The following is a 20,244-nucleotide window of genomic DNA, read 5'->3' on the forward strand; positions in this document are numbered from 1 at the left end:
TACGCTCCGGACGCCGGGCTGCTCCGGAATTGCGACCGGATAGTGCCCGGAATCACGCCGACAGAGCGCACTATCCGGCCACGAATCGCTGGTCCGCTTCACGAAGTCGAGTGTCCTGTTCACGAAATCGTGGGTCCTGTTCACGAAATCCAGCGTTCAGAACCGGGAAGGAGTACCTGAAACTGACCCCGGTGCCACCGCGTTTCCTGCCAGGTCCTTCAATCCGGGGGCCGGGTTGTAGCTGGGGAATACCGAGGTGGAAGAAATCACCTTGTCGCCGCTGGTGTTCACTCCACCGAGGGTGATGGTCAGGGTGCCGGAGGTCGCAGTGGGAGTCCAGGCGAGGCTGGAGGCGTTGTTTCCATTCCCGACGAAAGTCAGGGGTCCCGAATTGTAGATGGCCCCGAGCCCTACGGTGCCAACACTGCATCCGTTACTGGTGACAGTGAGCACATTGGCGGCATTGACGGACACCGTCACCACGCCGTTGCCAGTCAGGGTCTGGGCAGTGTTGGCGGTCCACGCAGTGCAGATGGACCCTGCGCTGAGTGGCTCGGAGAACGTCAGGGCCACCTTGTCACCCGAGGCCATGACTCCGCTCCCGCTGGTACCGCCTCCGTTGATCAGCTGGACACCCGTGATCGTCGGCGATGACACGTCCTTGGTGGCCGTCGCCGTGCCTGCGGGACCTGTGTTGCCGGCCGCATCAGTGGCCTTTGCCGAGAAGGTGACGGTCCCGGGGCTGAACGCACCCAGATTGACGGGCACGGCTGTCCAGTTGCCGGCCGCATCGGTGGTGATGGTTTGCGTGACAGCCTGGGCTCCGCCGCCGGTGATGGTCAGGACCACCGTGGAATTAGCTTCCGCCGTGCCACTGACCGGAACACTGCTGACATTTCCTTGGTTGACGGACCCAGGCGCAGTCACCACCGGAGCCAGTGGCGGGGTGGTGTCGGTGACCGGGGTCGTTGCTGTGCTTCGCTGGCTTTCGGTTCCTTGCCACAGGGAAAGCATGGGGGTCACGGTGTAGTACCAGGTTCCCGCGGGAACTGCGCTCTCCACGCAGCTCAGTGCCGCCACTGTTCCAGCGCACGCACCTGTAGCCGGGATCCTGGTCCCGGCGGTCGCTGAACTGTAGCGGGCAATACTGTAGCCGGTCACGGGGCGGCCTGCCGCCGTCGTGCTTGCCGTCCATGAAACCGTGACGTTGGCGCCTGAGATGCCGGCGGCAGGCCGTGCCCCCTGGGCCAGGGAGTCCGCTTTTGCTGCGCCCGGTCCACTGCTGATGGAGCCCCAGAAGGCGCTGGCAGCGGGTCCGCCCCACGAGAGAAGGAGAAGGCCGGCCACAATGATTGCAAGCCTGCTCCTCCAGCCGAACAGTGCAGGGAGGGGTCGGTTCTGACCGGACGGGCTCACTTCCGCACCTCCAGCGTGACGGGGATGGTGAATTGGGCGCCTTGGCAGGCGGAGAGGGACGAAGCTCCCATGCTGGCTGCGCCGGGAAGCGTCAGCAGGATGGAGGAGTTGGCCGGGATCACCACTGAGGGTGCCAGCGGCGCGGCCGGCGGCGTGAAGGTGACCCCAGTGGTGGTGCAGCCGGGATGGGCGGCATCTGCCGTCACAGACCCGTTGCCTGCGAGGCCGTAAATGGTCACCGGATGCGGGTTCGGGTTGGAGGCGCGAAGAAGGACGTCGGCGGTTCCGCCTGGGACCAGGCTGGTTTGCAGGGTGTCGCCCGGGACCAAGGCGTCCACCGTGACGTTCTGCAGGGTGCCGTTCGTTGCTGAGCCACTGCCAATGCCCGTGGCTGCCCAATAGGCATAGGCAGATCCTGCCCCGCCCAGGATGCACAGGGCTACGGTGGCAGCGGCCGTTCGGGCAATTCTGCCCCGTGCCGGGGTATGTGGGGCCGGGGTGCGCGGAGTGCGGGTGCCCTGTGCCGGGGTGCGCGGGGTGCGGGTGCCCTGTGCCGGGGTGCGTGGAGTGCGGACTGTCGTCGTCATGTCAGTTCGCCTGTCCAGTGCCGGTGTAGGTGAGCTGGATGGTTGCGCCTTTGCAACCATCCTGGTTCCGGGAAGTGTCCAGCATGGTGATCTGGGGCCTCTTCGGCTCGGCCACTCCCAGCGATGACAGGGTTCGATCCCCTGGCACCACTGTCAGCGGATAGGTTCCTGCGTACTGGGTGAGCGTGTAGTCAGCCGTGGTGCATGGCAGGTTGGCTGCCGTCGCGGCGGCTGTCCTGACCACCTGGCTGATGGCAACCGTCAGATTGGTCACCGCGATGGCCTTGTTGTTGGGGTTGGAGATCAGCAGGTCCACGGATCGGGTGACTCCAGGGGCGAGCAGCCCGTTGACACTACCGCTCACGTCAAAGCTCCGTTTCACTTCCAGGACATGCAGTTGCGCCTGTGCGGACGACTCGATGCTTCCGGCCGTTCCCTTCACGATAAAGTCCGATTTTCCGGCCGGGGTACCTGCAGCTGTGGAGATTGTGACCGTGGCCTGGACGGTGCTTCCGGAGGTCAAAACCACCGACGACGGCGACCACGCGGCTGCCGCTCCTGCCGGCAGGCCCGCGGCTGCGAAGGTTACCGGTCCCGTGAATCCTCCAGTGGATGCGACGGACATCGTGTAGGTGGCTGACTGCCCCTGATCGACTGTGCGGCTCGAAGGCGACAAAGTCACCGTGATTCCTTTGCCGGCCTTGGCCTGGCTTCCCTGTGCACCGATTGTTCCCTGCCCGCCATTTGTTCCTTGTCCGCCACTTGCGGCGAGTGCCGCAACAGGCACGAAAGCCACTACCAGCGCCAGGAGCAGCGCGCGCAGTGGTATTCCGATTCGGTGCAATGGCTCATTGGGCTCTGGCCGGGGGTCCATGGAAGCTCTTTTCGGACGGTTCAGTGCTGGGCAGGAAGATCAGCCGGGGACCACCACTCACAGGATGGTCCCCGGCAGGCCGGTGCTACAGGCTGGAGACGTTGACCGTCACGATCGCCGATTTGCAGGCGTCCTGGTTCACGGTGGTGCTGTCGTTGAACTTCAGGACGCCGCTGCCCACGGAGGTTCCGGCGGCGCCTGCTGCCACGGGGCTGTTGCTGGTGACGGCGGTGACCTCAAACCATGCGGGCAGGCAACCAGCCACGTTGGTGGTCACGTTCGCGGTGAGGGCGCCAACCACTGTGCCGGAGGTAGTGGAGTTGTCGGCTGTGTAGGCCACGTCAACCTGGTTTCCGGGGGCAAGTCCGCCGGCAAAAGTTGCATGGAGGGTAACCGTTCCACCGCCGGCCGAGTTGGTCGCTGAGCCACTGCCCGAGCCCGTGGTGGTCCAGTAGGCGTATGCGGCTCCACCGCCCACAGCTACCAATGCCACGCCTGCGACAGCGGCTGTGATCCGGCTCTTCTTGGAAAGCTTGCGCATGATAAGACTCCTTGGTTTTCTCTGTCCCGGGGAGCCGCCTCGCAACCCCCAGCATCCGAACTTTGTTGTCGGATGAAGCGATGCCCCCAATGTTTCTGTGCGGCATGCTTGCGTGGCTACCCTTGGCTGTACGCCATTTTTCGGGCCGAACAAGGAGTCGGAAATACGCTCATTCCGGATGCAAGTACTCAGTTTTGGGTTGCGGACTACTTGGATGGACAGGTGGGAATGCAGGCACGGCGGGGCGGCGGGTACTCACTTTTGGTTGAGCCGCTCCGAGTGCCGTCCCCACGCTTCGGGATCCCCTGAAGCGCACCGGCACGCGGCCCTGCGCGAACATTGTGCGCGTCTTGAGCAAAAACTGCGCTGGCGTTCGAGTCCTGCGGGTTCATGACTTAACCCCCGACGGCGGTCAGCCGCCTCCAGGAGGTTGCTGACCGCCGTCGTTAATCAACGTTTCCGGGTGTTGGCTGAGGGCGTAAACCGGGTTGCGGAAGCGCTTCCAGGGAGTTGAAGCTGTAGAGCTGGATACGGCGACGCCCACCTCCATGCGGCCACCGCTGAATTTCCGCGATGTCCGTCAGTGGTTCTCCAAAGCATGGCGTGGCCCTTGCGGGCTTGGTGCAGGGGGTCGTGGAGCAGTGCTTAGCCGTGCCCAGCCGTGCCTGGCCGTGCCTGCCGTGCCTGCCGTGCCTGGCCGTGCCTAGCCGTGCCCAGCCGTGCCTAGCCGTGCCTAGCCGTGCCTGGCCGTGCCTAGCCGTGGGCGGCGAGGATGGTGGAGGCTTCCTGGCGGGTGGTGCCGGAGTCCTGGATGCCTTCTGCGATGTGGGCGAGTTCGGCGGGGATGTCCCGGCCTTTCTTCCGCATCGCGGTGGCCCACAAACGCCCGGCCCGGTATGAGGACCGCACCAACGGACCCGACATGACACCCAGGAAACCGATCTCCTCGGCCTCGTGCTGGAGGTCCACGAACTCCTGCGGTTTGACCCACCGGTCCACCGGCAAGTGCCGCTCGGACGGGCGCAGGTACTGGGTGATCGTGATCAAGTCACACCCGGCCTGGTGCAGGTCCCGCAGCGCCTCGGAAATTTCTTCGCGGGTCTCGCCCATGCCCAGGATCAGGTTGGACTTGGTCACCATGCCCAGATCCCGGCCCTGCGTGATGACATCCAGGGACCTTTCGTACCGGAACGCCGGACGGATCCGCTTGAAAATCCTCGGCACGGTCTCCACATTGTGCGCGAACACCTCGGGCTTGGAATCACAGATCGCCGCGATGTGCTCAGGCTTGCCGGAGAAGTCCGGGATCAGCAACTCCACCCCGGTGCCGGGGTTCAGTTCGTGGATCTTCCGGACCGTTTCGGCGTACAGCCAGACACCCTCATCGGCCAGGTCATCACGGGCCACCCCGGTCACCGTGGCGTAGCGCAGCTGCATGGCCTGGACGCTGCGGGCCACCTTGGTGGGTTCGAACATGTCCACCGGGGAGGGCTTGCCGGTATCGATCTGGCAGAAATCACAGCGCCGGGTGCACTCGGACCCGCCGATCAGGAACGTCGCTTCCTTGTCTTCCCAGCACTCGAAAATGTTCGGGCAGCCGGCCTCTTCACACACGGTGTGCAGGCCTTCCTTCTTCACCAGGTTCTTGAGCTGGACAAACTCAGGACCCATCTGGACCTTGGCCTTGATCCACTCAGGCTTACGTTCAACCGGGATTTGGGCGTTGCGGGCCTCGACGCGCAGCAACTTACGGCCTTCAGGTGCGAGAGTCATGGGGTTCCTTCGTGTTGATCTGTAAATTCTTGCGTTGCGGGGCCCGTTCTGCGCCCTTTGGCCTCGGCATATCGTGCACAGCGGGCCTCACAACTCAGCATTCGACGACGTTGACAGCCAGGCCGCCCATCGCGGTTTCCTTGTACTTATCGGACATGTCCTTGCCCGTTTCCCGCATGGTCACGATCACCTCATCCAACGAGACCCGGTGCGTACCATCACCCCACAACGCCATCTTCGCCGCGTTGATCGCCTTCGCCGCAGCAATCGCGTTCCGCTCGATACACGGAATCTGCACCAACCCGCCAATCGGATCACACGTCAACCCCAGGTTATGTTCCATCGCGATCTCCGCCGCGTTCTCCACCTGACCCGGCGTACCACCCATCACCTCAGCCAACCCCGCAGCAGCCATCGACGACGCCGACCCCACCTCACCCTGACACCCCACCTCAGCACCGGAAATGGACGCCTGCTCCTTATACAACACACCCACAGCACCGGCAGTCAGGAGGAACTTCACCACCACATCATCCCGGTTCTTTTGGGAAGCCTTGTCCATCCCCGGGGCGTAATTCAACGCGTAATACAACACCGCCGGAATGATCCCCGCAGCACCATTGGTCGGCGCCGTCACCACCCGGCCGCCCGAAGCGTTCTCCTCATTGACCGCCAACGCGATCAGGTTCACCCACTCCTGCCAATACTTCGGATCATTCCGGTCCTTGTCCTCCTTCAGCAGCCGCTCCAACCAATCAGGAGCACGACGCCGGACCCGCAACCCGCCAGGAAGCACACCCTCACGCATCAAACTGGTTTCAACACAGGCCTCCATCACGGACCAGATATGCAGCAAACCCTCCCGGATCTCCGCCTCGGACCGGGACGCACGCTCATTAATGAACATGATGTCGCTGATGCCCAGCCCCTTGGACTGGCACCTGCCCAACAACTCCGCCGCCGTCCTAAAAGGCAACGGCAACTCCTTCTTGGACTCCTCCAACTCCTGCTGAGCGGCGTTCTCCCCACCCTCACGGACAATGAACCCGCCACCAACAGAGAAGAACGTCGCCTCCCGCACGATGTTTCCCTCAGCATCCGAGACAGCAAACTTCATCCCGTTCGTATGCCGCGGCAACACCGTCAACGGATGGAGAATCATGTCCTCCACCGCATAGGGCAACTCCACCCCCTCACCAGAGGCACCAGCCAGGTTCAGCACACCGGTCTCAGCAATAGCAGCCAACCGCGCCTCCACCTCCTCAGGCAGGATCAGCTCAGGGTGGTAACCCTCCAAGCCCAGCAGCGTGGCAGTCATGGTCCCGTGGCCACGTCCCGTCGCAGCCAACGACCCATACAAATCCACCCGCAACGACGCCACCGAACCCAGGACACCAGCGTCCCTCAACTCACCAGCAAACACCGCAGCAGCCCGCATCGGCCCCACAGTATGAGAACTCGACGGACCAATACCCACAGAGAACAGATCAAAGACCCCAACGGCCATGGTCATTTCCTAACCTAAGTAAAACGAAACAGAACCCGCCCCGCCCCCAACAAACGGAGCGGACCCTCAAACCCTTCAGCCCCCATTTCGGGGAATCACTGCCAAACATGCCGTTCGCATCACGGACGCCGGCATACGCACCCTCCAATTCGAGGAATCACTGCCAAACATGCCGTTCGCACGGCACACCCAGCAGCAAACCCCCGAACCGGCGCAAACCCACACCACCCGGCGGGCCCCCTCCTGCCTAGGCATCCGCCAGCGGGCGTCCAAGGGGGCATCGCATCCGCCCAGCGGATGCCTATGCGACCGAGCCCGCCGAGGACACCTGGCCCAACGCCGAGGACCCTGGCACACACCCTCCATTTCGAGGAATCGCTGCCAAACATGCCGTTCGCACGGCACCACCAGCAGCGAACCCCCGAACCGGCGCAAACCCACACCACCAAGCAGGCCCCCTTTGGGCTTGGGGTCCGGCGGCGGGCGTCCAAGGGAGCATCGCATCCGCCCAGCGGGGGCCTATGCGACCGAGCCCGCCGAGAACACCTGGCCCAACCCCGAGGACCCTGACACACACCCTCCAATTCGAGGAATCGCTGCCAAAACATGCCATGCGCACGGCACCCCCAGCAGCAAACCCCCGAACCGGGCGAACCCACACCGCCAGGCAGGCCACCTCGGGCCTAGGCATCCGGCAGCGGGCGTCCAAGGGAGCATCGCATCCGCTCAGCGGGTGCCTATGCGACCGAGCCCGCCGAGAACACCTGGCCCAACCCCGAGGACCCTGACACACACCCTCCATTTCGAGGAATCGCTGCCAAACATGCCGTTCGCACGGCACCCCCAGCAGCGAACCCCCGAACCGGCGCGAACCCACACCACCCGGCAGGGCCCCGTGCCTAGGCATCCGGCAGCGGGCGTCCAAGGGAGCATCGCATCCGGCCAGCGAATGCCTATGCGACCGAGCCCGCCGAGGACTTCAGGCCCATCGGCCAATGCAACCGAGCGGCTAGCTCAGGTTCGCGACCCCCGGGTACAGCGGGTGCGCCTTCGCGAGGACATCGACCCGGTGCCGCAGGCCGGAAAGGTCCGCGTCGGCGTCGGCGATCAAAACTTCGGCGATGATGTCCGCAACCTCACGGAAGGCTGCCTCCCCGAACCCGCGGGTAGCCAAAGCCGGCGTGCCGATCCGGAGACCGGAGGTGACCATGGGCGGGCGTGGGTCGAAGGGCACGGCGTTGCGGTTGACTGTGATATCGACGGCGGCGAGGCGGTCCTCGGCTTGCTGGCCGTCGAGCTCGCAGTTTCGGAGATCGACGAGGACAAGGTGAACGTCGGTTCCGCCGGACACCACGGAGATCCCCTTAGCGGCGACGTCGGGCTGGATCAGTCGCTCGGCGAGGATGCGCGAGCCCGCGAGGACACGTTCCTGGCGCTCACGGAATTCCTCGGAAGCGGCGATCTTGAATGCCACGGCCTTGCCCGCGATCACGTGCTCGAGCGGCCCGCCCTGCTGCCCTGGGAACACGGCCGAGTTGATCTTCTTGGCGATGTCGGCGTCGTTGGAGAGGATGATGCCGCCACGCGGACCGGCGAGGGTCTTGTGGGTGGTGGACGTGGTGACGTGCGCATGCGGAACCGGCGAGGGGTGCAGGCCCGCGGCAACCAGGCCGGCGAAGTGGGCCATGTCCACCATCAGGTAGGCACCCACGGAGTCGGCGATCCTGCGGAATTCAGCAAAGTCCAGCTGCCGCGCATAGGCGGACCAGCCGGCGACAATCAGTGCCGGTTTGTGCTCCAAGGCCAGGCGCTCGACCTCGGCCATGTCCACGGTGTGGGTGTCCTCGCGGACGCCGTAAGGGACCACGTTGTAGAGCTTGCCGGAGAAGTTGATGCGCATACCGTGGGTCAGGTGCCCGCCGTGGGCGAGGTTCAGGCCCATGATGGTGTCGCCCGGTTTGATGAGGGCGTGCATCACCGAGGCGTTGGCCTGCGCACCGGAGTGAGGCTGGACGTTCGCGAACTCCGCGCCAAACAGTGCCTTGATACGGTCAATCGCGAGCTGCTCGATCACATCAACGTGCTCGCAGCCACCGTAGTATCGCTTGCCGGGGTAGCCCTCGGCGTACTTGTTGGTCAACACCGAACCCTGGGCCTGCATCACGGCAACGGCCGTGTGGTTCTCCGAGGCGATCATTTCCAAGCCGTCGCGCTGGCGACCCAGTTCGTCGTCGATCTTCGCAGCGACCTCAGGATCCAGCTCGGACAACTGGGCGTCCAGCGACGCCGACGCCACTTGCTGGTACTCAGTTACAGATACCGGGTTCACAGTTCTCCACCGTTCGTTGCAGCGTATTCTTCGGCCGTCATGAGCGGCCCTTCCTCCGTGGCGGCCACCTTGAACAACCAGCCCGCGCCGTAGGGATCGTTGTTGATCAGGGCCGGATCGGTAACAACGGCGTCATTGATCTCGGTCACCTCCCCCGTCACGGGCGAGTAGAGGTCCGAGACCGACTTGGTCGACTCCACCTCGCCGCACGTCTCGCCGGCAGTCACCGTGGAACCAACCTCGGGCAGGTCCACATAAACAATGTCGCCCAAGGCATCAGCGGCAACCGCGGAAATTCCAATCCCCACGGGCCCGTCACCATCAACGGCAACCCACTCGTGCTCAGCCGAGTATTTCAATCCAGCAACTACTTTGCTCATTCCAATTCCTTACTTCTCGTATACCTAAAAATGTTGTGTTCCGCGGTCCCTGGCTGGGTGGCGGAGACCCGAACTCCTCCGCGTGCTCGGTCGCGAAGACGCCCGCTGAGCGGACGTGCCGCTTCCTTGGGCGCACGCTTCCGGAGTTCGTTACTCAGCTTCTGTCAGTCACAGGGCTCCGCTCCCGCGAACGGTGACTTGGAACCCGCCTTTCAGCAGGTTGCCTCGGTATCCTGGTCCGTGCGCAGCGTGAGCCGCGCAGCCCCAGCGGGAGTGACGTCCGGAAGCGGGCGTCCAAGGGAGCATCGCGCCCGCCCAGCGGGCGCTCCTGCGACCGAGCTCGCGGAGGATGACACTCCCGTCGGGCGTGAGCCGCGCAGCCCCTGCGGGAGTGACGTCCGGAAGCGGGCGTCCAAGGGAGCATCGCGCCCGCCCAGCGGGCGCTTCTGCGACCGAGCCCGCGGAGGACGCCACACCCGTCGGGCGTGACGCACCAAGCCACGCCCAGCGGGCGCTTCTGCGACCGAGCCCGCGGAGGACGCCACTCCCGCCGGGCGTGAGGCACCCAGCCACACCCGCCGGGACTTACTTGACCCGCTTGTAGAACGGCAGCGCCACGACTTCGAACGGCTCGGCTTTACCGCGCAGGTCAACCTCGACGATCGTGCCCGGCTCTGAATGCTCGACGTCGACATAGGCCATCGCTACCGGGTAGCCGAGCGTGGGGCTCGGCTGGCCGGAGGTGACTTCGCCAATGAGCGAACCGTCCTTGAGGACCGAGTAGTGTCCGCGTGCGGCGCGGCGTCCGGTGCCTTTGAGGCCCACCAGCTTCTGGCCCAGTGTGGATCCGACGCCGGCAGCTTTGATGGCTGTGAGTGCTTCCCGGCCAATGAAGTCGCTTTCCTTGGCCAGGGAAACAACGGGGCCAAGTCCGGCGGCGTAGGCGTTGGCGTGGATGGAGAGCTCGTTGCCGTAGAGCGGCATCCCGGCTTCCAGGCGCAACGAGTCGCGGGCGGCGAGGCCTGCCGGGATCAGTCCGTGGCCTTCGCCGGCTTCGAGCAAGGCTTCCCAGAGGCCTGAGGCATCGAGGTTGGGGACGTAGATCTCGAACCCGTCTTCGCCGGTGTAGCCGGTGCGAGCCAGCAGCAGCTGCTGCGTGCCGCCGTCGAACGTTACCGGCACCTCAACCGCCGCGTAGTACTTCAGTTCCGTGACCAACGCGTGCTGATCGGCCGGCACCAGGGCCAGGAGGATCTCTTCGGCGTTCGGGCCCTGCACGGCGACGAGGGACGTCTCGGCGGAAGCGTCTTCCACTGCAACGTTAAAACCGGCCGCGCGCTTCAGAAGTGCGGCAGCAACCACCTTCGCGTTGCCCGCGTTGGGGACTACCAGGTACTTGTCCACACCGTCTTCGGGTGAGGGCCGACGGTAGGTGATGAGGTCGTCGATGATGCCGCCATCGGCGTTGCAGATCAGTGAGTACTTGGCTTTGCCTACCGCGACGGCGGACAACTTGCCCACCAGCGCATAGTCCAGGAAGGCAGCCGCGTCGGGACCGGTGACCCAGACTTCGCCCATGTGGGAGAGGTCGAAAAGGCCTGCGGACTTGCGGACGGCGTGGTGCTCAGCCAACTCCGAGGAGTATTTGAGCGGCATCTGCCAGCCACCAAAGTCCGTGAAGGAGGCGCCGGCCTTTTTGTGCTGCTCATAGAGAGCGGTGTAATTCTCAGACATGTGGGGAGTCCTTAGTTTTCAAAGTCCGCTGTGTTGTCCTCGAAAGCTTCGAGGGGAGGGCAGGAGCACACCAGGTTCCGGTCGCCTGCGGCGCCGTCGATACGGCCGACGGGCGGGAAGTACTTGTCCTGCTTGAGGTGGTGGACCGGGAAGGCGGCCTGCTCGCGCGGGTATTCGCGGTCCCAGGCGGAACTCACGACGGCGGCAGCCGTGTGCGGCGCGTTGCGCAGCGGCGACTTCTCAACAGTGAAATCACCGCCGGCTACCTGGTCGATCTCGGCACGGATGGTGATCATGGCTTCGATGAAGCGGTCGATCTCGGCAAGGTCCTCGGACTCCGTTGGCTCCACCATCAAGGTGCCCGCAACGGGGAACGCCAGAGTGGGGGCGTGGAAGCCGAAGTCGATCAGGCGCTTGGCAACATCTTCGGCCGTGACACCCGTGCGGGCTGTCAGTTCACGGAGGTCCAGGATGCACTCATGGGCCACGAGCCCGCCCTCGCCGGTGTACAGAACAGGGAAGTGCTCATCCAGGCAGGAAGCAACATAGTTCGCGGCCAGCAGCGCCGACTTGGTAGCTTCCGTCAAACCCTGCCCGCCCATGAGCTTCACGTACGCCCACGAAATCGGCAGCACACCGGCGGAGCCATAACGGGAAGCGGAGATGGCAACGCCGTGACCGGGTTCGTGCGCTGCTTTGTTCGCGTCGCCCGGCATGAACGGAGCCAGGTGTGCCTTCGCAGCAACCGGCCCGACGCCCGGGCCGCCGCCGCCGTGGGGGATGCAGAAGGTCTTGTGCAGGTTCAGGTGGGACACGTCGCCGCCGAACTTGCCCGGCTGGGCAAGGCCAACCAGTGCATTCAGGTTGGCGCCGTCAACATACACCTGGCCGCCGGCTGCGTGGATGGCATCGCAAACTTCGCGGACGTCGGCATCGTACACACCGTGCGTGGACGGGTAGGTGATCATGATGCAGGACAGGACGTCCTTATTGGCCTCGATTTTCGCGGCAAGGTCCGCGTGATCGATCGTGCCGTCAGCAGCCGTGGCCACCACAACAACCTTCATCCCGGCCAGCACTGCCGAGGCTGCGTTGGTGCCGTGGGCCGAGGCAGGAATGAGGCAGACGTTGCGCTGCTCGTCGCCACGGGACAGGTGGTAGCCGCGGATCGCCAGGAGTCCCGCGAGCTCGCCCTGGGAACCGGCGTTCGGCTGGATGGAAACTTGGTCGTAGCCGGTGATCTCGGTCAGGTCCGCTTCGAGGTCTGAGATCAGCTCGCGCCAGCCCGCTGTCTGGTGGTCCGGAGCGAACGGGTGGATTGAGGCGAACTCGGGCCAGGAAATGGCTTCCATCTCAGCGGTGGCGTTCAGCTTCATGGTGCACGAGCCCAGCGGGATCATGGTGCGGTCCAGCGCGAGGTCCCGGTCTGACAGCTTGCGGATATAGCGCAACAGCTGCGTCTCGGAACGGTGCGTGTTGAACACCGGGTGCTGGAGGAAATCGGAGGTGCGGACTACCTCAGCGGACAATTCGAATCCGGTGGCGTCCCCTACCGGGCCGGCACCAAAGGCGACGGCCACAGCGGAGAGGACCTCCGGCGTCGTGGTTTCATCAACGGAAACGCCAACAGTGTCCGCGTCGATGAGGCGCAGGTTGATACCGCGGGCTTCGGCGGCGGCGATGACCTTGTCTGCCTTGCCCGGCACGCGGACCGTGAGGGTGTCGAAGAAGGATTCGGAGACGAGTTCGCGGCCGGCTTTCTGCAGGGTCGCGGCCAAAACGCGGGCGTGGCCGTGGACGGTCTCGGCGATCGACTTCAAGCCTTCGGGACCGTGGTACACGGCGTACATGGAGGCAACAATCGCAAGCAGGGCCTGTGCGGTGCAGATGTTGGACGTCGCCTTTTCGCGGCGGATGTGCTGCTCGCGGGTCTGCAGGGCCAGGCGGTAAGCGGGGACGCCGGCGTTGTCCTTGGACACACCCACGATCCTGCCCGGGAGGGTGCGTTCCATGCCTTCGCGGACGGCCATGTACGCGGCGTGCGGGCCGCCGAAGAACAGCGGGACACCAAAGCGCTGCGCAGTTCCGACGGCGATGTCCGCACCTTGTTCGCCCGGGGGCGTGATGAGGGTGAGCGCCAGCAAATCGGCGGCAACGGTGACCAGTGCGCCGCGTTCCTTCGCGGAAGCGATCACAGCGGAGTGATCGAACACGCGGCCCGAAACACCGGGCTGCTGAAGGACGATGCCGTTGATGTCGCCATCGGGAAGGCCTGCCGAAAGGTCAGTGATGACAACCTCGAAGCCCAACGCCTCGGCGCGGCCCTTCACAATGGCGATGGTCTGCGGAAGGAGGTCGGCGTCCAGGACCGTCTTGCCGTCCTTGGCCGTCTTGGACTTGTTGGCCCGGCGCATCAACAGCACAGCCTCGGCCACGGCAGTGGCTTCATCCAGCAACGACGCGTTGGCAACCGGCAGCCCCGTGAGGTCCTGCACCATGGTCTGGAAGTTCAGCAGCGCTTCGAGGCGGCCCTGGGAAATCTCCGGCTGGTAGGGCGTGTACGCCGTGTACCATGCGGGTGCTTCGAGGATGTTGCGGCGGATGACCGGGGGCGTGACGGTGTCGTAGTAGCCCTGGCCGATCATTTGAACGGCGGTCTTGTTCTTGGACGCGAGCTTGCGGAGCTCGGCGAGGACCTGCACCTCGGTAAGGGCGTCCTGCAACTTCAGGGCCGTGTCCTGGCGGATGGAATCGGGGACGGCGACGTCCACGAGTCCGTCGACAGAGTCGTAGCCGATGGCCTTGAGCATGGTGTCAACATCGGCTTGGCGGCGGGCGCCGATGTGCCGGTCCGCGAAGGCGGTGGGGGTTGATTGAACAGTCAAGAGGAACTCCATGATTCAGGCGCCCAGTGAGCGCCACGATGATGTGGGGTTCCTCCCCGCTCTGTATTGGACCTGAGAGATTCCGCAGACTGTGTTTCCACATGCCGTCTGCTTGCACCGTCGGTGAGCCCGGTTACCCGGACTGCTTTCCAGAGTTGCCTACCCGCGGCGGTACATGGGCCTGAGAGATTCCTGGGGAGGATTTGCTCCTACGGCGCCTGACTGGATGTACCGGCAGGACTCTCCCGCCGCAGATCAAAAGCGTTGCATCACCATGAGTGACACGCTTCACACCATAGCCGCTTCCCGCGAAAAAGCGCAAGCAAGGTGTGGCTACTGATGCATCGCCTCGTGGATCTGCAGGGCGAACCAGAGCTGGGCAACTGTGGACGTTTCACCCATGTCCAGCCCCGTCAGTTCGCCGATTTTCCGCATCCGGTAAATGATGGTTTGCCGGTGGGCGAAGAGCGCAGCCGCGGTCTTTTGCCAGGAACGCTGCGAGTCCAGATACGTCCTCAACGTCAGGATGAGGTCGCCTTCCTGGCTCTGTTCGTAGTCGAAAATCGGCCCGAGCAAACGTCTCACCAGCGCCGTTCCTTCCTCGAATCCGGTAAGCCCAAGCCACGACGGCCCTTCGGCATAGCGGGCCAGCCCCAGCTTGTTGGCCCGGGCGGAACCAAGTGCCCAGAGGGACTCCTGCAATGCGCGTTGGATAGTGGACACTGCTGCCGGTGCGCTGATTCCGATCGAGGTTTCCAGGCCGGCGCAATGGATCAGGACGTCGTCCGGCACGCCTGCCGGGACCACCACGTGGAGCCTGTTGTTCCGCTTCAGCGACGCCGATGCAACCCCGTGCCGCCACAGTTCGATGTGGACGTTGGCCAGCTTGTCGCCGTCGTCCGCAGTTTTTTGGTCGGTCGCTTTTGGTTCGGCGGCCGCCGTCAGGGAGGCGAGCAGGAATTCCTCGGGCGGAACGTCGAATGCAGCCAGCCGGCTCTCCATCTCCGCGGCCCCGAGGCGCCCGTCCATGGCCTGCAGCAGGAACTCGCCGGCAAGGCGGTGGCGGCCTTCCAGGGACAAGACAATGCGCGACAACTGCAGTCCCAGCACCGTTGCGGCATGGAGAAGTACGACGGCGTCCGGGTGCGGTTCGTTGTTGGGCAGCACCACCAGGAGCGCGTTGGCATGGGTGGGAATGTCCATGGTGAGCACGTGCCGGCCGCGGATGCGGTGCCATTGGAAGTTCTTCCCCGCGAGGGATACCTGCCCGGACAAGGGAGCCCACTCTTCGGCCAGGAACACCGGGAGGGACTGCCCGTCGGGATGCCAGGGGTGGAGGCAACGTCGGTCCACCACGAACAGGTCCGCGTCGAGTTCGGTGGCCAGCCGCTGGACCAGGCTTTGCCAGTGGTCCTCGGAGGCTCCGGCGGTGCGGAGGAGATCGTAGACGCGGGCCGTTTGCCGCAGCCGGCGCGACTCTTCGAGCAGGGAGGACTCGGCTACCGACCGGGCTATCGCGATGAATGGCAGCGGGTACGGGATGTTGATCAGGGGCAAGGGGAGCTGCTCGCAGGCGGCCAGGAATTCCCGGGTGAGGGGCGGTGCGTGCATTTTCTCGCCAATGGCCAGCGCACTGGCACCGCTGTCCATGAGGGCCTCGGCGAGCGCCACTTGGCCTGCTGCGTCGGCGGGTATGGAGAGGCCGTTGGTCATCATGAGTTCTCCGCCGGTGACCCATTCCCAGAGCTTGGGCAGGTCTGAGGTGTGGGCCCAGGTGATGCGGTTGTCCAGGCCGGCTTTTCCGGCCAGGAGGGTGAGTCCTAGTTGCGGCTCTGCGATGAGTTCAGCGACGGTAATCGCCATGTTTCCGCTCCGGTTCCTGGCCTTTGTGTTGGGTCCTGCCACGCGGTTCAGCGGGACTTAGACATTCGTCTAAACGGCTCGGCCATTTGTAGTCAATGTACCGCTATCCGGAGTGATCCACGTCACCAACAATGGAATTACGTACTTCCCGCTCAACGGCGAGCACCCCTCACCCCAAGGATCCGTCAATGACAACGCACAAGCCCATCGGCCCGGTTGATGCAACCAAAGTCCCCCGGTATGCAGGCCTCGGCACCTTCGCCCGCCTCCCCCAAATCGACCGCGTCCCGGATTACGACATTGCGATCGTCGGCGTACCGTTCGACGGCGGAACCTCCTTCCGGCCCGGCGCCCGTTTCGGTCCTGCCGCGGTCCGCGAGGCCTCCCGCCTCCTGCGCCCCGGCTACCACCCGGAGCTGGACGTTGAACCTGTGTACGAAGCCCAGGTTGTGGACGCCGGCGATATCGCCTGCACCCCCTACGACATCGCCCGGGCAGTCCGTGAGATCGAGGAGCAGGCCTTGCCCCTGATCAGCGAGGACAAGCGGCTCATCTCCATCGGTGGCGACCACACCATCGCCCTGCCCATGCTGCGGGCCCTGAACACGGTCCACGGCCCGGTGGCACTGCTGCATTTCGACGCGCATCTGGACACCTGGGATACGTACTTTGACCAGCCGATTACGCACGGCACCATCTTCCGGCGGGCGTTCGAGGAAGGCCTGCTGGTGGAGGACAAGTCCATGCACGTAGGAATCCGCGGGCCGGTCTATGACCGCAACGACTTCCTCCGGGACCACGAGTTCGGGTTCCAGATCATTCGATGCTCGGACCTGGACGTCATCGGTGTTCCCGCCGCCATCCAGCGCGTGAAGGACAGGCTCGGGGACACCCCCGTGTACGTCTCCATCGACATCGACGTCCTGGACCCGGCCTTCGCTCCCGGAACCGGCACCCCGGAGATGGGCGGGCTCCACTCCCGCGAACTCCTGGCCTTGCTCCGCGGACTGAACGGCATCAACATTGTGGGCGCCGACGTCGTGGAAGTCGCCCCTGCCTACGATCATGCGGACATCACCACCGTTGCCGCCGCCACCCTGGTGTTCGATCTGCTGGGGCTGATGGTGAACCGCAGCAAGTCAAACAGCGCAGCTGTTCGCGAACTCGCTTCAGCATCCCGGAGTGCGTCATGAACACCGCGCCCGTCACAACCGAGGTGCCACGCCTGGAGGACAAGACCATCCAGCCGATCCCCCTCAACGAGCGGCACGGCAAGGCGCGGGATCTCTTCACCATCTGGTTCGGCTCCAACATCATGATCATGACCATCGTGACCGGCGGGCTCGCCACCACGGTGTTCGGCCTGGGATTCGTTCCGGCGATCGTGGGCATCATCATCGGCAACGTGGTGGGCGGCATCTTCATGGCGCTGCACTCCGCCCAGGGCCCGCAACTGGGTGTGGCCCAAATGATCCAGACCCGCGGCCAGTTCGGTTCCTTCGGTGCACTGCTGATAGTGGTCATTGTGGTGGTCATGTACGTGGGCTTCTTCGCGGCGAACCTGGTGTTCGGCGGCGAAGCGATGGCCGCGGTCAGTCCCGGCATCAGCGTTGACGGCGGAATCATCATCATCGGCGTGGTCAGCGTGATCGCCACGATCTTCGGCTACCGGCTCATCCACGCCTATGCCCGCGTCCTCAGCGTCGCGGCAGGGTTGGCATTGCTGCTGGCGTTCGGCTGGATCCTGATGGTCCATGGCTTGCCGGTCAACTTCCTGGAGACGGGCAACTTCAACTGGGTGGGCTTCATGGGCACCATCTCCGTTTCCGCGTTGTGGCAACTGGCCTACGCACCCTACGTCTCCGACTACTCCCGCTACATGCCTCAGGGCACCGGTTCCGGCCCGGCCTTCTGGGCTTCCTACTCAGGTTGCGTCCTGGGCACGCTGTTCCCCATGATCCTGGGTGCTTTGGTGGGTACCCTCGCGGTGTCCATGAGCACCGGCGACGTCGAAATCGTCGGCAGCCTCGGCACCCTGCTGCAGCCGTGGACCCTCATTATCGTGGGCATCTTCTGCCTGGGAGTTGCGGCTTCGAACGCCATGAACCTGTACTGCGGTGTCCTGTGCACCCTCACCATCGGGCAGACCTTCAGGCCCTCGTGGTTGCCACGCGCCAAGACCCGCACCATCGCCGCCATCATCCTCTTCGTTGTGGCTGTCTCCATTGCCCTCTTTGCCCGCGACAACTTCATCCTCTTCTACACCAACTTCCTCTCCTTCCTGATGTACGTGCTGGTTCCGTGGACGGCCATCAACCTGGTGGACTACTACCTTTTGCGGCACGGAGACTACCGGGTTGAAGACTTCTTCAAGCGCGACGGCGGCGTGTACGGACGGTTCAACTGGATCGCCATCGGCTCATACCTGGCAGGCGCCCTGATCCAGGTTCCCTTCTCGGCTACAGCTATCTACACCGGCCCCTTGGCTGCGGCGATGGGTGGAGTGGACATCTCCTGGATCGTCGGACTCGTGGTTGTCGCTCCCCTCTATTACGTGGCGGCCCGGGTGTTCGGCAAGAAGACTGAACCAGCCACGTTCCCAGCAACGGCACTCACCCCGGACCTCATCTGAGGGCACCCGTGGCCAGTCGTTGACCCGGCCGCCTCCTGATCTCCCCACCACCCCTGACCGGCACCTCATCCGACCAGCGTCCTCCGGCCAGCAACTCCTCCGGCCACCACTTCATCCGGCCACCGCCCCCGACCAAACCTTTCCTGAAAGCGGATCACCATGACCACCCAGACCGAGCAGTTCACCGTGCGACGCCCAGCCCCCGACGCCCAAGCTTCCCTCCCCGGAGAGCACCCGATGTCCCCGCAGCCCCTGCAACTCCCCCTGTCTCTGCCCCTGCCTCCGGCGGGGCACTTCATCAACGGTTCCTTCGTCCCAGGCTCCACCCGGCTCCTGATCGACGTCGTTGATCCCGCCACCGAGGCCGTCATCGCCTCAGTCCAGGCGGGCACCGCCGATGACGTGGACGCCGCTGTTGCCGCCGCCGTCGTGGCCCAAAAAACCTGGGGTGCCACTACCCCGAAGGAACGCGCCGACGTCCTGAATCTCATTGCCAACATCATCGAGGAGAACCGGGCCGACTTTGAGGCCATCGAGTCCGCAAACACCGGCAAGCCGCAAGCCGTGGCCGAGGACGACGTCTCCAGCACCATCGACACTTTCCGCTTCATGGCCGGCGCATCGCGGACCCTCACCTCCATGGCCGGCGGTGACTACGCCACCGGCCACACCTCGGTGATCCTGCGCGAACCCGTAGGCGTGGTGGGGGTCATCACGCCATGGAACTACCCGCTGCTGATGGCTGCCTGGAAGATCGCCCCCATCCTTGCCGCCGGCAACAGCATCGTCATCAAGCCCTCCGAGCAGACCCCCTTGTCCACGCTGAAGCTCGTGGAAGTGCTGGCCGGACGGATTCCGGATGGCATCCTCAACGTGGTCACCGGCCGCGGCCGGACCGTTGGACAGCGTCTCTCCGAGCACCCTGACATCGCGCTGGTAGCCCTCACCGGCAGCGTGGTCAGCGGCCAGGCGGTGGCCGAAACAGCGGCAAAGTCGGTCAAACGCGTCCACTTGGAACTCGGTGGCAAGGCCCCTGTTGTGGTCTTCTCCGACGCCGACCTCCGCGCCGCTGCTGCCGGTGTCCGGAACGCCGGGTTTTGGAATGCCGGCCAAGACTGCGGTGCCGCCTGCCGTGTCCTGGTGCACGAGTCCGTAGCCGAAGAATTCACCAGTCACCTGGTCCGGGAGGTCAGCACCTTGGTGATCGGCGCGCCCGACGCCGGGGACGACGTCGAAATCGGCCCCATGATCTCCCTCCCGCACTTTGAACGGGTCAAGGAAGCGCTGGCTGAAGCACGGGCCGCAGGCCTCACAGTCGCCATCGGCGGTTCCGCGCTGGAAGGTCCCGGCTACTTCATCGAGCCCACAGTCATCACCGACGTGCCCGCAGGGGCGCACATCGCCACGCATGAAATCTTCGGGCCGGTGGTCACTGTGGAAACCTTCAGCACCACCGAAGAAGCGGTGACCCGCGCCAATGAGAGCCCCTACGGATTGTCAGCCTCGGTCTGGACACGCGATTCAAGCCTTTCCCTCCGGATTCCCAAGCAGCTGGACTTCGGCACCGTGTGGGTCAATGCCCACCTGGTCCTGGCTTGCGAGGTACCGTGGGGCGGATTCAAAGGTTCCGGCTACGGCCGCGACCTCTCGCTCTACGCCCTGGATGACTACTCGCGCACCAAGCACGTCATGATCAACCACGGCGCGTAAGCGCACGGACAAG

Annotated in this window: 14 protein-coding genes and 1 riboswitch; of the genes, 3 read left to right on the plus strand and 11 right to left on the minus strand. The window is 64.4% G+C overall.

Annotated elements, in window-relative coordinates:
• Positions 1-156: 156 nt before the first annotated feature.
• The 11 genes from LDN85_RS20980 to LDN85_RS21030 form a co-directional block, all read right to left on the minus strand.
• Positions 157-1,416 carry an Ig-like domain-containing protein gene (locus LDN85_RS20980; RefSeq protein ID WP_223944139.1) on the minus strand — a complete coding sequence of 420 codons (1,260 nt, stop codon included), beginning with the start codon at positions 1,414-1,416 and terminating at the stop codon, positions 157-159.
• A complete protein-coding gene (locus tag LDN85_RS20985) occupies positions 1,413-2,003 on the minus strand; it encodes a hypothetical protein (RefSeq protein WP_223944141.1) in 591 nt (196 codons plus the stop codon). The genes LDN85_RS20980 and LDN85_RS20985 overlap by 4 nt, the downstream gene beginning before the upstream one ends.
• 1 nt (position 2,004) lies before the next feature.
• Complete coding sequence (locus LDN85_RS20990) at positions 2,005-2,877, minus strand: hypothetical protein (RefSeq protein ID WP_026542705.1); 873 nt, start codon at positions 2,875-2,877, stop codon at positions 2,005-2,007.
• Positions 2,878-2,962: 85 nt separating this feature from the next.
• Complete coding sequence (locus LDN85_RS20995) at positions 2,963-3,418, minus strand: hypothetical protein (protein WP_026542706.1); 456 nt, start codon at positions 3,416-3,418, stop codon at positions 2,963-2,965.
• Positions 3,419-4,171: 753 nt separating this feature from the next.
• A complete protein-coding gene (gene lipA, locus LDN85_RS21000; RefSeq protein WP_223944143.1) occupies positions 4,172-5,191 on the minus strand; it encodes a lipoyl synthase in 1,020 nt (339 codons plus the stop codon).
• 94 nt (positions 5,192-5,285) lie between these two features.
• Positions 5,286-6,698 (minus strand): L-serine ammonia-lyase, encoded by a 1,413-nt coding sequence (locus LDN85_RS21005; RefSeq protein ID WP_223945503.1) that lies wholly within the window; start codon positions 6,696-6,698, stop codon positions 5,286-5,288.
• Between the two features lie 1,009 nt (positions 6,699-7,707).
• Positions 7,708-9,027 carry a serine hydroxymethyltransferase gene (glyA, locus tag LDN85_RS21010; RefSeq protein WP_275966469.1) on the minus strand — a complete coding sequence of 440 codons (1,320 nt, stop codon included), beginning with the start codon at positions 9,025-9,027 and terminating at the stop codon, positions 7,708-7,710.
• On the minus strand, positions 9,024-9,407 hold the full coding sequence (gene gcvH, locus LDN85_RS21015) for a glycine cleavage system protein GcvH (RefSeq protein WP_223944145.1): 384 nt from the start codon (positions 9,405-9,407) through the stop codon (positions 9,024-9,026). The genes glyA and gcvH overlap by 4 nt, the downstream gene beginning before the upstream one ends.
• 585 nt (positions 9,408-9,992) lie before the next feature.
• Positions 9,993-11,141 (minus strand): glycine cleavage system aminomethyltransferase GcvT, encoded by a 1,149-nt coding sequence (gene gcvT, locus LDN85_RS21020; protein WP_223944146.1) that lies wholly within the window; start codon positions 11,139-11,141, stop codon positions 9,993-9,995.
• 11 nt (positions 11,142-11,152) lie between these two features.
• Complete coding sequence (gcvP, locus tag LDN85_RS21025; protein ID WP_223944153.1) at positions 11,153-14,026, minus strand: aminomethyl-transferring glycine dehydrogenase; 2,874 nt, start codon at positions 14,024-14,026, stop codon at positions 11,153-11,155.
• A gap of 159 nt (positions 14,027-14,185) precedes the next feature.
• A riboswitch (glycine riboswitch) is annotated at positions 14,186-14,284 on the minus strand.
• Positions 14,285-14,359: 75 nt separating this feature from the next.
• A complete protein-coding gene (locus LDN85_RS21030; protein ID WP_223944154.1) occupies positions 14,360-15,889 on the minus strand; it encodes a PucR family transcriptional regulator in 1,530 nt (509 codons plus the stop codon).
• 188 nt (positions 15,890-16,077) lie between these two features.
• Here LDN85_RS21030 and speB point away from each other — a divergent pair, with 188 nt between their 5' ends.
• The 3 genes from speB (at position 16,078) to LDN85_RS21045 (ending at position 20,231) form a co-directional block, all read left to right on the plus strand.
• Entirely contained in the window at positions 16,078-17,082 is a 1,005-nt protein-coding gene (gene speB / locus LDN85_RS21035; protein WP_202900167.1) for an agmatinase, read from the plus strand.
• Positions 17,079-18,521, plus strand: coding sequence for a cytosine permease (locus tag LDN85_RS21040; protein WP_223944162.1), 1,443 nt, complete (start codon positions 17,079-17,081; stop codon positions 18,519-18,521). The genes speB and LDN85_RS21040 overlap by 4 nt, the downstream gene beginning before the upstream one ends.
• Positions 18,522-18,680: 159 nt before the next feature.
• Entirely contained in the window at positions 18,681-20,231 is a 1,551-nt protein-coding gene (locus tag LDN85_RS21045) for an aldehyde dehydrogenase family protein (protein WP_223944164.1), read from the plus strand.
• The last annotated feature ends 13 nt before the right edge of the window (positions 20,232-20,244 follow it).

The organism is Arthrobacter sp. StoSoilB20, assembly GCF_019977295.1.
In the GTDB taxonomy this organism is placed as follows: Bacteria; Actinomycetota; Actinomycetes; order Actinomycetales; family Micrococcaceae; genus Arthrobacter; species Arthrobacter nicotinovorans_A.